12 protein-coding genes and 2 pseudogenes are annotated in these 12379 nt (G+C 37.5%); 3 read left to right on the top strand and 11 right to left on the bottom strand.

All coding sequences use genetic code 11. The features are described 5' to 3' along the window. Positions 1-47 precede the first annotated feature (47 nt). From ACFVP7_RS10005 to ACFVP7_RS09995, 3 genes and pseudogenes are all read right to left on the bottom strand, one after another. A pseudogene (locus ACFVP7_RS10005) lies at positions 48-507 on the bottom strand (YrhA family protein). A 90-nt stretch (positions 508-597) separates the two neighbouring features. Beyond that, entirely contained in the window at positions 598-1059 is a 462-nt protein-coding gene (locus ACFVP7_RS10000; protein ID WP_042976288.1) for an SMI1/KNR4 family protein, read from the bottom strand. A gap of 15 nt (positions 1060-1074) precedes the next feature. Continuing rightward, entirely contained in the window at positions 1075-2838 is a 1764-nt protein-coding gene (locus ACFVP7_RS09995; protein WP_396583180.1) for a T7SS effector LXG polymorphic toxin, read from the bottom strand. A 251-nt stretch (positions 2839-3089) separates the two neighbouring features. On the opposite strand from ACFVP7_RS09995, the gene ACFVP7_RS09990 reads away from it, so the two are divergent. Then, positions 3090-4091: a hypothetical protein gene (locus ACFVP7_RS09990; protein WP_250628844.1), complete on the top strand. Its 1002-nt coding sequence runs from the start codon at positions 3090-3092 to the stop codon at positions 4089-4091. Between the two features lie 33 nt (positions 4092-4124). Here the strand turns inward: ACFVP7_RS09990 and ACFVP7_RS09985 are convergent, their stop codons facing one another. Beyond that, positions 4125-4661, bottom strand: coding sequence for an SMI1/KNR4 family protein (locus ACFVP7_RS09985; RefSeq protein ID WP_396583179.1), 537 nt, complete (start codon positions 4659-4661; stop codon positions 4125-4127). A gap of 87 nt (positions 4662-4748) precedes the next feature. Then, positions 4749-5000 carry a hypothetical protein gene (locus tag ACFVP7_RS09980; protein ID WP_396583178.1) on the bottom strand — a complete coding sequence of 84 codons (252 nt, stop codon included), beginning with the start codon at positions 4998-5000 and terminating at the stop codon, positions 4749-4751. Positions 5001-5180: 180 nt separating this feature from the next. Here ACFVP7_RS09980 and yokF point away from each other — a divergent pair, with 180 nt between their 5' ends. Further along, positions 5181-6071 (top strand): endonuclease YokF, encoded by an 891-nt coding sequence (yokF, locus tag ACFVP7_RS09975; RefSeq protein WP_396583177.1) that lies wholly within the window; start codon positions 5181-5183, stop codon positions 6069-6071. 76 nt (positions 6072-6147) lie between these two features. On the opposite strand, the gene ACFVP7_RS09970 is transcribed toward yokF, so the two are convergent. The 4 genes and pseudogenes from ACFVP7_RS09970 to ACFVP7_RS09955 form a co-directional block, all read right to left on the bottom strand. Beyond that, the gene (locus ACFVP7_RS09970; protein WP_101501632.1) at positions 6148-7029 is read right to left on the bottom strand and encodes an HNH endonuclease; all 882 of its coding nucleotides are present in this window, start codon (positions 7027-7029) and stop codon (positions 6148-6150) included. A gap of 92 nt (positions 7030-7121) precedes the next feature. Continuing rightward, positions 7122-7961, bottom strand: coding sequence for an SMI1/KNR4 family protein (locus ACFVP7_RS09965; RefSeq protein WP_396583176.1), 840 nt, complete (start codon positions 7959-7961; stop codon positions 7122-7124). A 328-nt stretch (positions 7962-8289) separates the two neighbouring features. Beyond that, positions 8290-8583 (bottom strand): AraC family transcriptional regulator, encoded by a 294-nt coding sequence (locus tag ACFVP7_RS09960; protein ID WP_396583175.1) that lies wholly within the window; start codon positions 8581-8583, stop codon positions 8290-8292. 107 nt (positions 8584-8690) lie between these two features. Then, positions 8691-9248 (bottom strand): annotated as a pseudogene (locus tag ACFVP7_RS09955) (AAA family ATPase); the annotation flags it as partial. Positions 9249-9881: 633 nt separating this feature from the next. Between ACFVP7_RS09955 and cwlC the strand changes: the two are divergent. Beyond that, positions 9882-10649: a sporulation-specific N-acetylmuramoyl-L-alanine amidase gene (gene cwlC / locus ACFVP7_RS09950; protein ID WP_032725747.1), complete on the top strand. Its 768-nt coding sequence runs from the start codon at positions 9882-9884 to the stop codon at positions 10647-10649. 63 nt (positions 10650-10712) lie between these two features. On the opposite strand, the gene ACFVP7_RS09945 is transcribed toward cwlC, so the two are convergent. Both ACFVP7_RS09945 and nrdF read right to left on the bottom strand, forming a co-directional pair. Next, the gene (locus ACFVP7_RS09945; RefSeq protein WP_141949470.1) at positions 10713-11333 is read right to left on the bottom strand and encodes a hypothetical protein; all 621 of its coding nucleotides are present in this window, start codon (positions 11331-11333) and stop codon (positions 10713-10715) included. A 49-nt stretch (positions 11334-11382) separates the two neighbouring features. Further along, positions 11383-12372, bottom strand: coding sequence for a class 1b ribonucleoside-diphosphate reductase subunit beta (gene nrdF, locus ACFVP7_RS09940; protein ID WP_003231754.1), 990 nt, complete (start codon positions 12370-12372; stop codon positions 11383-11385). Positions 12373-12379 lie beyond the last annotated feature (7 nt).

Genomic DNA, 12379 nt, shown 5'->3' with positions numbered 1-12379 from the left:
CCTCCGCATTGCACATCTTTAGCAATGAACAATTGCAATACTTTTGTTTAATTGTCTAAACTAACTTTCAATGCATCAGCTAGCATGGCGTTAAAATCATTAAATTTGTTCATCAGTGTTCCAGAGGGTTTATCAAGCTCTAAGTATTCATTCTGAATTACACTCTAAACAATACCAAGCTGTATCTGAGTCACCAAAAAACAGATATTTTTTCTGCTCATCATTTTCGTGCCACTGTTCATTCGTTTCAATAAAACCATAAACTTCTTCATCATTTTCTTCTCTCAGTAATTCTTGATCCAATCCATAGATTACCAAGCCATTAAAATCTAATCCGTTTACAGTTTGAAGGAATTTTTTATATCCTGAAGGAATTTCATTTACAGGGAACTTACCTAATACCGCTTCTTCAAAATTTCTTATTTCTTGGTCTGTAACAGGAGAATTTAATTCATCTCCATACTTTGCTTCAGTTTTTCGAATTTCCTCTAATAAATTTATCCACATAAAACTGCCCCTAATTTATTACTACGCCAAACTCGTAATCGAAGAAAAGTCTCTTAGCAAGAGCTTAATCATCAATTGCAATACTTTTGCTTAATCGTCCCAGTCTTCATCTTCTTCCCAGTTTTCTTTCATTCTTTGGAGCTTATCAAAGAAAAATTCAATGAAATTATCCGCCACGACTTCTTGGTAACCAATTACTCTATCCCACGTAAATACAGGACATTCTTTATTTTTCATCTTGTTGGTATCTAGACAATATGCAAAGTAATCAACATCCTCTATTACAACAAGACCTTCGGTTAAGTTATAGTGTTCTTGATACTCGTTGGTATATTCAACAACTGATGGGCCTCCAAAATCATAGCCTAGAATATCAATTCCATAAACTCCCCCAGAACCATAGTTCCGCAGAAACCATTTATAGCTCTCCGGAAGTTTCACTTTAAGATCTTGTTCTATTTTAGATATTTTGTCTTCTCCAATTCCTCCTGTGAAATCTCTTTCTTTTGCATTATCATTTAAAAACTGTTCCACTTGCGTGTATAGTTCCATTTTTCCCAACCTCTCTTACTCTGTATATTGAGTGGCTCTCCATTTCCAATATCTCGCTCTAAAATATTCATATTGAACTTTCAATTCTGGATTATTTCTAAAACTCTCTCCATCAGTTTTAAGTTTATGTATGATCTCACTATATTTTGTGTGTAAACTGTTTGGAATTTCAACCATATTTCCAGGTTCCTCCTGAATTAAATGGTGCAAATTGATTTTTGTACCGTCTTTGGCTAGAGGTGCCTTACCGTCTTTCATTAATTCAAGGTTTGTTCGGCCTTTACGATCTTTTTGATTAATGTCGATATCTTTCATTGTATAAACTCTTCTGCTTACATCTTTGATGTTTCCTTTTACTTTTACCTTACCCTTAACCTCAAAGGCACCATACTTCTCTTTATTTAACCAAGGGACATTTACTTTCTGACCAGTAAATGGCTTTCTGCTTTCATCTAATTTTTTAGCAAGCTGAAGCAGCCTGTCTTTTGCGCTCACATCATTGATGACATTATAAGGCATGCCGCCTGCTACAACAACATCTTCTCGCATGACAAACGGTTTGATTGCTGTTAGTGGATCAGGAGTTTCATCTAGTTTTTTAGACACTTTTTTGACTGCAGCTTTTCCTGCTGTTTTCACTCCTATTTTGGCAACTGAACCAGCACCTTTTAAGCCAAAGATGTTTACTGCTGCATATGTAAACCAATGAGCCTTTGATTCTGTGTCTCCGTTCTTTACGTCTCTAACATAGGAGGTTATTATCGCATCTTTAATTGAGTTAAACGTGGAATCATAGTGATAAACTGCAACTGCAGAATTAATAAGCATGTCGACAGGATGATTGTGTGCCATATAGTCTAATGTTTCAGCTGTCATATCATAAAGAGCTGTAACAGTACCTTTGGCTCCGGCCATTAGCTCCCGTGTGTTTTCAATCTGTGTGAAATATCTTTGTTGATCTGCTGTTAGATTTTCATACCCAATTGTTTTGGCCATTGAATAGAATTCATCGGCATCTGCATAGTCGTAATTCTTTAGTCTTTCTTTCAGTTTTTCAATCTCTCGGTCTTTTTCTTCCTTCTTCTTAATCGTCAAATAAGCTTCTGTACGTTTTTCAATATCGGCTTTTTTCTTATGTATGTCACTTTCTCTGTACGCTTTAGCGTTATAGTGAATCGGAGTGGCGTTTTTCCCTCTCCCTGTCGATTCCTGCAGCTTTTTAAAATCTTGCTGAATGAATTGTTCGTTATGCTCAGTTAGTGCATATTCAGTTGTTAAATCATCATCTACTTCTACAATTTTATCAATTGTTTTTTCACGTTTCTTATCTGCACTGGCAAGTTCATCTTTAAAGTTTTCTGTTGAAAACAAATTAAGTGGTAGGATATCGTCAATATCGTTCAGAATGTCCTTCATTGCTTTCTTCTGTTCGGACATAATAGCCTCTGATTTTTTATATGCATTTGCAAGTTCATGCTCTAAAAAAGACTCCTCGGCGTATGCATCTGACAAGCTGGCTTCCTCTATAACTCCAGAGATACTTGTAAGGAAAGCAATTTTCATGTCAATTAAATCAATCCATTGGTCTGTTACGCCGACATGATCATGATAAAACGCTTTAATGTTGTCAGCACCCTTGCCTGAAAACTCACTGTCATCTAGGTTAGCTACGTTTTGAAAAGCTTTTCTTAGCTTCACCATTTGCGACCTTAGTTCCTTATACTCTTTGGTTCTTTTATCGGCCTCAAAGAGTAATGAATCAGCCTCAAATACCTTCATCTCATTCTCCTTTCAAGCTTACTCTATATAAATTTTACCACAAATCCCCATGCCATCACCTAGTACACAACCAATTAACCTAGGAATTTACAACTTTAAATATTTCTTAACTCTCTAAAAATCAATTGTAATTTTTTAGGTCATTTGATATGATCCTGTCTGGAGGTGGGATAATATGTAATTATTTGCAACAATTTAACACTCGTTGATTATTCATTTGTTAATAACACAGAAAAAGGAGATGATTGTTTATGAAAAAGTTTTTAAAATGCTTTGGATTAACCGCTCTAACTGTTGTTTTACTTCTTTCTGGACTCTTCACACATGAAAAGAAAGTAGCTGCAAGTGAATCATCTGACAAAACAAGCATCCAAGGAATCGACCTTACCCAACGTATTTCTTCAGTTAATGGAATAAAGCAATTCAGTGAAACAAGTCCCAAAAAAGAGATTACTGGCACCTCTAGCAAACTTGCTAAAATTGCAAAAGAAGAAGGGCTTGATGTAACAGATTCCTATCAAACATATATAGCCTACGACAAACAAGGAAACAAACTTTCATCAGGAAACGTTACAAGTGAGAACCAACGAAAAACCCTTGAAAAGAAAGCTGGGAATGTAGTTTATCTCGGTCATACTTTTTTAGGTGGAAAGGTCAATAAAGTAATTCATGGAGTAGAGGTTACAAAAGTTGTTGGAACACCTCCTGCAACTCTTGAAGTTCAACAAGCTCTATGTAAAAGTGGTTATTACAACAAACAATTTACATGCCCTCACGTAATAAGAAAAACTTTCGTTGCAGGTCAAATAAAAAAAGGTGCGGAAGTACATCAACTGCTTAATGTCAATGCTTCAGCCTTTTGGAAGTATTCAGGAAGTGCTATCGCAACTTGGGCAGGAAGACCCCCTTCCATTAGAACTTTAACTTGGACAGAAGGCCTATACCTTACAAACAAAAAAGGCATGTTCTTCCCTGTCTATACTGACAAACAATCGGGATTAAATCTATTAGCACCATCACATGTTTTCTGGAAAAAGATTCCTTCTGAAAAAAGAGTTAAATGGGGAAATAAAGAACGTACAGCGTATAGAAATTGGTACGATAAGAAATATGGCAAAAAAACTTGGACTAAGTTTGAAATCCACCATCAACTTCCAAGGGAATACGGTGGCGGAAATATGACTGGGAATTTAATTCCTTTGGATCGGAGCTTCCATAGAACAGAGGTCAATCCATGGTGGGCTTCTTATTAATTAAAAGTAGTAAAGGACTTTAATCAGAGTCCTTTACTCATCTATATTTTCATAATAAGCTTTAACATCTCTTTCAACTTCCCAGTACTTATTTCCGTTCGAACTTAAAAGTCGATCAAACCAAATTTCAAAATTCGCTTTTAAATCCACTGCTTCATCAAAATGATCAATCGAATCCAAATAAAATAGGTAATTTAAGTCCCCTTTTTCATATCTATTTGAATCTATAACATACCTTCCATCAAAATGATATCCAATCAAAAAACACTTTTCTGGTAGGTCTTCTGTTTCATTGTATTTCATAACATCTTCAATACTGAGTATTTCGATTCCATCAAGAAATTCCAAACCATTATGTAGAGCTAGGAACTCCTTATAATCTTTGGGTAAACTTACATTGAAATGTGATTCTAATTTTCTAATTTCTTCTTCTGTTGCAGGTTCATTAAATTCAAATGTGGCATCTTCTAATACGAAACCACCTGGTTGAATCATTGGAAAAGTGCCATACTTAGAAACAGCTTCTTTAATACCAGCAAGTGTCAAATGAATAAGTTTGCCTTCTTCCATATCCCATCCCCCTATCAACAATTATCTAGATTTTACCATGTCATACAGCTATAAGGAAAGCATTACTAATAGGACATCACTTGGTTATTAGGAAACAATTTTACTCATAATAGAAGCAGCATTAGTGGTGAACAAAATGTAAGTGTTATTTGCTGTTTTAATCACTACCCTATCCGTAGAGCCATAAGGAAATCCAATCCTTACTGCACTTTTTTCCTCTCCCCCATAGTTTGGATCAAGAAATACATTATTGATTTCTTTGATTGGAATTTCAATTCTGGATAGCTGCCAATTGATAATTATGTTTTCATTTAATTTTTCAACGTTGATTCCAAGCATAAAAACATTCCCCTTTTGACTATGAATTCAGTGAAATTTTAACATGCGCCTAGAAGTTTTAAAGGGAAATGCAATGATATTAAGGAAAAATTAAATTCACAATAATTGGATATAGGATTATAATTATTGATGGTTTACCGATATAAATAGAGAACAAACATTCTAAAAGGGGAAATGAAGTTGAAGAAAGTATTATTAGGTTTTGCAGCATTCACTTTGAGCTTATCATTGGCAGCCTGCAGCTCAAATGATTCTGAAAAAGTAAGCACAGAAAAAGAAACACCACAAGCTTCTACAGATGTAGAAAAGAAAACAGAACAAAAGGAATCTACTAAAGAAAAAACTGCTGACAAGTCTAAGGAAAAAGACAAAAAGGAATTGGTCGATGTTACTCTAGATAGAGCTGTTGATGGTGACACAATTAAAGTTACCTACAACGGAAATGTAGACACAGTTCGCTACTTGCTCATTGATACACCTGAAACTAAGAAACCAAATTCTTGTGTTCAACCATACGGTGAAGATGCTTCTAAGCGAAATAAAGAATTGGTTAACAGCGGTAAGCTACAGCTGGAATTTGATAAAGGCGATCGCAGAGATAAGTATGGAAGACTGTTAGCATACGTTTATGTTGACGGCAAATCTGTTCAAGAGACATTATTGAAAGAGGGATTGGCCAGAGTAGCATATGTATATGAGCCTAACACAAAATACATAGACCAATTTAAGAAAGACGAGCAGGAAGCAAAATCAGAGAAGCTTTCAATCTGGAGCAAGAATGGATATGTGACCGACCGAGGATTTAATGGCTGTGTGAAAGAGAAAACCACTGCAGTTAAAAAAGCAACAACATCTAAACCGGCAGCTAAACAGCCTACTACTCCAAAGGCATCAAGTGAAACTTCGACTACAACTGAAAAAGAAGCATCTTCAGCGTCAACTGGAGAAACAGAAACGTTTAAAAATTGTACAGAGTTAAGAAAGAAATATCCGAATGGAGTACCTAGCTCTCACCCTGCTTACCAATCTAAGATGGACAGGGATCATGACAACTATGCATGTGAACGCTAATTGAAAGCCCTTTGTGGCTTTCTTTTTTTAGCATGTGATATAAAAACCCCTCCTCTAAATAGAGGAGAGGAATGATTTATAGAGAACCCCAGATAGATTTACCACCTGTATGTCCGGTTTTTTCATGTATAGTTCTATTTACTAATTGCAATCTGCCTGTATTTTCGTGATGGTGCCATATATACCCTCGTGGAGTTTTCCCATTTTTAATATCTTGAATCTGATACTTATTGAATTTTTTCGCATGCTCCCAAGTATTAATTGCCTTCTTCAAAGAGGCGTTTGCATTTTTAAACTGAGTACCATTTGAAGATTTAATTAGACTCATAGGGAGATTGTAATTGTATTTAGATGCGAAAACAGGAAAACCTTTAGAATTAAATTTCACTCCAGTCTTAGGGTGTTTCTTTCCTGCGAGCTTACCATTTCTGACTGCAATTTTCTTCGTAGTTGACTTTAACGTTTGTTTGACTAAAAGCTTACCACCGACACGACTAACTACAGCAATTGCAGGCGGAATTAACCAAACCCATTGAGCATGATAAGATTCATCCTCACCTACATCGTCAGTTTCTGGTTCAGTGGCGCTTTCAGTCGGAGTTACAACATTCTCTTCAAATTCACTATCAGGAACACTTCCGTCTTCAATGATTTCCTCTTCAGTAGCTCCATCTTCTAATAAATTCTCGTCTTCATAGGCAGGAGCATCTGCTAAATTATCATAATACGAATCTTCCGAAACATCAGAGTAATCTTCGTATGTATCCTCTTCGTAGTTAAAGTCATCCTCATACTCTTCATACTCGGAATCAACCGGATTCTCTTCTGATCCTTGAACTTCTGTTCCAGGTTGAACCGGCTGTTCAATTGACTGCGCTTCAGCAAAGTTCGGCAATACAAAAGTTAGCAGCAGAAGCAAACTCAAAACGACACTCAAAATCTTTTGATAGCTTTTCATTAATTCCCTCTTTTCTTTAGGATTTTTAACACACTTCCATTCTAGTACAAATGATGTTAAAAATAAACAAAAAGAGGAAAATAATACTTATTTTACAAAAAGTCTTTAAGTTGATCTAGTATAATCTCAGTATCTTCGTTTTTAGACTTTCCTAACTCTTGAGCAGCTTCTTGTACGACAGATTTTAAATTATTCGACTTTATTTGGTGTGAGTATGATGAAACAACTGACATCAATACGTCAGCCAATTCAAAAGCCATGTCACCTCGTGCCCCTAAGGAATTATGTTTAATAATGTTCAGCAACCATTTTAGGTCTTCAACACTTTGGATTGGAAAAAGAGAAATCCTATGAATCTCCATAGGGTTCTTATTAGCAAGAATTTTTTCGACTTCTTCCTTCTGAATAGCATCTGGATCATTTGGATCAATGCTACGAATTTCATCAAAGTCTAAATTTTCGTCTTCTTGATCTTCTTCATATTCATGTGTGTATAACTTTGATAAAAATTCATCAAATGAATCTGCAATCTTAAAGTCATTATTTAATTCAAGGTCAAAGTAATGAACAGGTGGATTTTCATTAGTTAGGCGATAATCTAATGCAACCCAATTGTGTCCATCCCCTTGTATTAACAATAATCTTTGTGGTAGACCCCACTCTTTTATTAGGTATTCACTCTCTAATATACCTAAATCTTTTCCTATTCCTCTTATATGATCAACTTCAATGTGGTCGTCAGCCCAAGATGTTTCCTGATCTGTTGGGAACGCATTAAAATTAATCAATCCACCATTTTGTTGAATGATCAATTTTTTATATTGTTCAGGCAAAGTTAAGTTTAACTTTTTTTCAACCTTTTTTATTTCATCTTCACTGATGTCTTTTAACCTAAAAGGATCATATTCACTGTTCTCCCAAAACTCAATCATGGTATTACCTCCTATGGGCTATGTAATGATTCTCAAAGACTATACGCTTTAAAATTCGGAAAGTTTCATCAAATTTGTGATGGAAATTAAAACAGGCGATGATGTTAATTTACTTGAGGCTTATCTTAGAAGAAAAGCCAGAGAGTATGTGAGGAAACTCTCTGGCCTATAGTGGCTGATATACCAACTATGATACATATACAGGATACTTTAAATTTAGGATGTATTCAAGCAGCTTTTGGGTTTAAATAAAATACCCATTTTATTTAGAATTAATTATTATATACAGACATATCCGATAAAGCAAAAACTAGATGTAGAATCAAATTCAATTTTTATACTGATTTTTAAAGGTTAAGTATTTAATTCCCTGATCCTTAAAAACTTGACGGATATAAGGTGGAGAATAATCGAAAGCTCGACTAATTTCCTTCAGGCTCATTTTCTTATTGAAATGTAGATCATAAAGAAAAGCAAAGTCCTTAGTTCGTCTACGCTTAGACAATTCCTGAAATGAAAGCTTGTCCACATTTTGTGATTTAAATAAATCTAAAATAATCCAATCTGAGATATTTAGTTCCTTAGAAATCTCTCCTACAGTTTTAAGCTCTTCAAAGTGCATTTTTTTGATCTCATTAAATCGCTCTAAATATTGTTGCCATACGTATTTATACTGACGTTGAGGCTGAGGGATATCGAGTTGAGAAGTGACATAAAAGTTAAAACCTTGTTCTTGACAAGTGTGTCGATCGCTTCTTTCCCAAAGTCCTTTTCGCCGCCTCTTGCCAGCGAGTAGGCTTCGTCTATAAACAAAATGCCACCTAATGACTTTTTGATTAAATCTCTCGTCTTTTGGGCGGTGTGTCCGATATACTCCCCGACCAGGTCAGCCCGCTCCGCTTCTATTAAGTGGCCTTTTGACAGGACATTCATTTCAAAGAACAGCTTGCCGATGAGCCGTGCAACCGTCGTTTTTCCCGTTCCCGGATTTCCTTTAAACATCATGTGCAACGCTTGCTTTCCAACCTTCAAGCCTTGCTCCGCGCGTTTTTGGTTCACAAAAATCCAGGCGTATATTTCCTTGATGTTGCGTTTCATTTCCTCCATCCCAACTAATGCGCTCATCTCTTTTTCGATTTCCTTCAAAATGCCGTGCTTTGCTTCGTTTTTTTGCAATGCAGCCTGATATTCCGCCTCTGCCTCAGCATTCGTCAGCACCTGCTTTTGCCCGTTCAGAATAATGTTGATCTGTCCGTTGTTTTTATAAGTCACAGCGCGCTCCAACATCTTCACCTCTCTGTTCTCTCTATATCATATTCAAGCGGATGCCGATTGTGACAAACGCCTATCATGTGTCGAAACAATTGCTTTTTTCGGGAACAATAAGGAATCCTGCGCTTTCCTGAGAAATACTTTATTTCTTATTGTATTCACGGACATGGGGTGGACAAACCATGAGATTTTGTTTTTAATCATTTTGTCAGAGTATTATAGTGAGCTTCTTTTTCTCATTATTATCCCCATTCGCCAATCCTTTTTTCATGTAACGGGCTGTTTTTTGTACGAAGCGTATTACCCGCCGTAAGATACCTGAAGTGTTTTTCTTTTTTTCGATTTATAAAGTGGTGTCTTTAATGAAAGGAGCTTTTCTCATCAATTTACGTTTCAAATGCTTATGAACGTAAAGCTTAAAATCAGCAGGAATCAGTGCAGGTTAACCGAACCCATAGTAAAAACAAACATATGGCGTATGCACATATTTCATGTCGGGCCGTATCTGTTGTCGCTTCATGTTGAATTGTGCGCTTTCCCGAGAAATAATTCCCGGTGTGAAAGGGTTATTTCCTCATTTTTCAGTTGAATGATAATCGTACAAGCAGAAGCCGTGTTTTTTCATATCCTGTAATGAGGTGATGAAAAATGGTTAAAATTTTTATTGATCCTGGCCATGGCGGGTCTGATCCAGGCGCAACAGGTAATGGCCTTCAGGAAAAAACGTTAACCCTGCAAATCGCTTTAGCCTTACGTACGATATTAACTAATGAATATGAAGGCGTTTCTTTGCTGCTGAGCCGGACAAGCGACCAATATGTCAGCTTAAACGACCGGACAAATGCCGCAAATAACTGGGGAGCAGATTTCTTTTTGTCCATTCACGTTAATTCCGGGGGAGGCACAGGTTTTGAAAGCTATATTTATCCAGGTGTAGGAGCCCCGACGACGACTTATCAATCGGCAATTCACTCTGAAGTGATACAAGCTGTCGACTTTGCCGATCGCGGCAAAAAAACGGCGAACTTCCACGTCCTAAGGGAGTCGGCAATGCCTGCCCTCTTGACCGAGAACGGCTTCATTGATACCGTTGCCGATGCAAATAAGCTGAAAACGAGCAGTTTTATTCAAAGCTTAGCGAGAGGACATGCAAACGGGCTGGAGCAAGCCTTTAACCTTAAAAAGACTTCCAGCTTAGGGTTATATAAGGTTCAAATCGGCGCATTTAAAGTCAAAGCGAATGCCGACTCGCTCGCAAGTAAAGCCGAAGCCAAAGGTTTTGACTCGATTGTCCTTTTAAAGGACGGATTATACAAAGTGCAGATTGGCGCATTTTCATCCAAAGACAATGCAGACACCCTGGCTGCCAGAGCGAAAAATGCCGGCTTTGACGCTATTGTGATCCTAGAATCATAGCCGAGACGGGGACGAGCGTCTCATAAAAAAACCCGGCTCCTCATCACGAGAAACCGGGTTTTTTTATTCAAGGATATCGACAACAAACTGTGACCATGTTTCCAGACGGTTGTAGATGTCATCCTGTTTTAATTCAGAAACTTTCATCCATTTACCCGCAATTTGTTCTTTCTCCTTCACTTCCACTTGTGCGCCAGGCTTTAATTGAAGCGCAGAAAGAATTCCGATATGCACTTTGCCAACACTGTTTTCATCATCATTGATCAATCCCAGTGTGACAATCGCCTGTTTATCTTCTTCATTTATTTGCAGTTCTTCCTCAAGCTCACGGTCTGTGTTCAGCTTTAAGACTTCAGCAAATGAAGCTGCCCCTTCGATGGCGTTCATATGACCGCCAAAGCCGAGAGAAAGCTTGTTGTGCAGTCGTGATTCACCGCCGCCAGCCAGCCGCTCGTAAAGAAAAACTTCATCTTCACGCTTAATGACGACATAAGGTATCGGCTGCTTGAAACGCGGATCTTCTTCTGCGTCCCCTCTTCTCATTTCACGATAGGCCGCTTCAATCTGAGCCATGATTTCGGCTACTCTGCTATCTTCACTGTACACGCCCTGGAAGGTTAAGCTTTCTTTCTTAAACACATTATCGCGCGGGGCAACTAAAATCATTTCGTCCATTTTTCCCATGGGTACTGCGTCCTCCTCATTTGAACCTTCAAGCCGAAAAGAGCAGATATTATATCTGCTCTTTTTCATCTTCAAAATAAAAGTCATCATCTTTGAGCGGCTCAACTGTCGCTTTTTTATAGCCATTCCCCTTCATAGAGAAGAAGTCATGCGATTTTGTTTTTGTGTTTAATCCGTTTAATACGATCGGATTAATATCTTCCTCTTCGAAGTATGGATCAAATCCAAGATTCATCAGCGCTTTATTCGCATTATAGCGGATGAATTTCTTTACATCGTGTGAGAGTCCGACTTGATCGTACAAATCCTCTGTATATTCAAGCTCATTTTCATATAACTGATTCAGAAGGTCAATCGCAAATTCACGAAGCTCTGCTTTTTTCTCTTCTGTCTGTTTATTATAAATTTCCTGAGCAAGGAGACCGACATACACGCCGTGAATCGCTTCGTCACGAAGGATCAGGTTAATGATCTCACCGCTTTGCATCAGTTTTCCTTGTCCGTAGAAATATAACGGATAATAGAAACCGCTGTAGAAAAGGAAGCTTTCCAGATAGACGGAAGCAACCATCGCTTTGAACAGTGAAATTTCATCATCTTTTTGAATGGCTTTGTAAAGCCCGACAATCATTTGCGCTTTTTTCTGCAAATATTTATTTTGTTTAACCCATTCAAATACTTCATTGATCGTTTCAGTCGGTGCAAGGGTCATGAAAATATTAGAGTACGACTTCGCATGGACAGCGTTCTCCATCATCGCCATAAAGTTCAGCACCGCTTTCCGCTGGTGGCCATCTACGTGTTCAGCCACGATCGGCATCCCCGTATTCCCCTGCTCTGTATCAAGAAGCGTAAGTCCGGCCAGTACCTTCATATAAGTATCCTGCTCATTTTTTCCGAGGTACTTCCATGTGAGAAGATCGCCGTTTAAAGCAATCTCTTCCGGAAGCCAGAACTGTTTCACGTTTTGGTTATAGAACATTTGGGTAAAATCGTCTTCATGCTTTGACCAGTTTGCTGCGTCATAAATTTTTGTCACTATAAAC

Origin of the sequence: Bacillus sp. SG20033 (genome assembly GCF_044570195.1) — a bacterium.
GTDB classification, from domain to species: Bacteria; Bacillota; Bacilli; order Bacillales; family Bacillaceae; genus Bacillus; species Bacillus subtilis.
The sequence above is the reverse complement of the archived record's forward strand: the minus strand, read 5'-3'. Positions and strand labels throughout refer to the sequence as shown.

Bases quoted from the DNA above. Each gene is read 5' to 3' on its own strand.
- ACFVP7_RS09980 (WP_396583178.1), bottom strand. From the start codon at position 5,000: ATGCTTGGAATCAACGTTGAAAAATTAAATGAAAACATAATTATCAAT.
- ACFVP7_RS09960 (WP_396583175.1), bottom strand. From the start codon at position 8,583: ATGCACTTTGAAGAGCTTAAAACTGTAGGAGAGATTTCTAAGGAACTA.
- ACFVP7_RS09945 (WP_141949470.1), bottom strand. From the start codon at position 11,333: ATGGGAAAAATGGACGAAATGATTTTAGTTGCCCCGCGCGATAATGTG.
- cwlC (WP_032725747.1), top strand. From the start codon at position 9,882: ATGGTTAAAATTTTTATTGATCCTGGCCATGGCGGGTCTGATCCAGGC.
- ACFVP7_RS09995 (WP_396583180.1), bottom strand. From the start codon at position 2,838: ATGAAGGTATTTGAGGCTGATTCATTACTCTTTGAGGCCGATAAAAGA.
- ACFVP7_RS10000 (WP_042976288.1), bottom strand. From the start codon at position 1,059: ATGGAACTATACACGCAAGTGGAACAGTTTTTAAATGATAATGCAAAA.
- ACFVP7_RS09970 (WP_101501632.1), bottom strand. From the start codon at position 7,029: ATGAAAAGCTATCAAAAGATTTTGAGTGTCGTTTTGAGTTTGCTTCTG.
- ACFVP7_RS09990 (WP_250628844.1), top strand. From the start codon at position 3,090: ATGAAAAAGTTTTTAAAATGCTTTGGATTAACCGCTCTAACTGTTGTT.
- ACFVP7_RS09985 (WP_396583179.1), bottom strand. From the start codon at position 4,661: ATGGAAGAAGGCAAACTTATTCATTTGACACTTGCTGGTATTAAAGAA.
- ACFVP7_RS09965 (WP_396583176.1), bottom strand. From the start codon at position 7,961: ATGATTGAGTTTTGGGAGAACAGTGAATATGATCCTTTTAGGTTAAAA.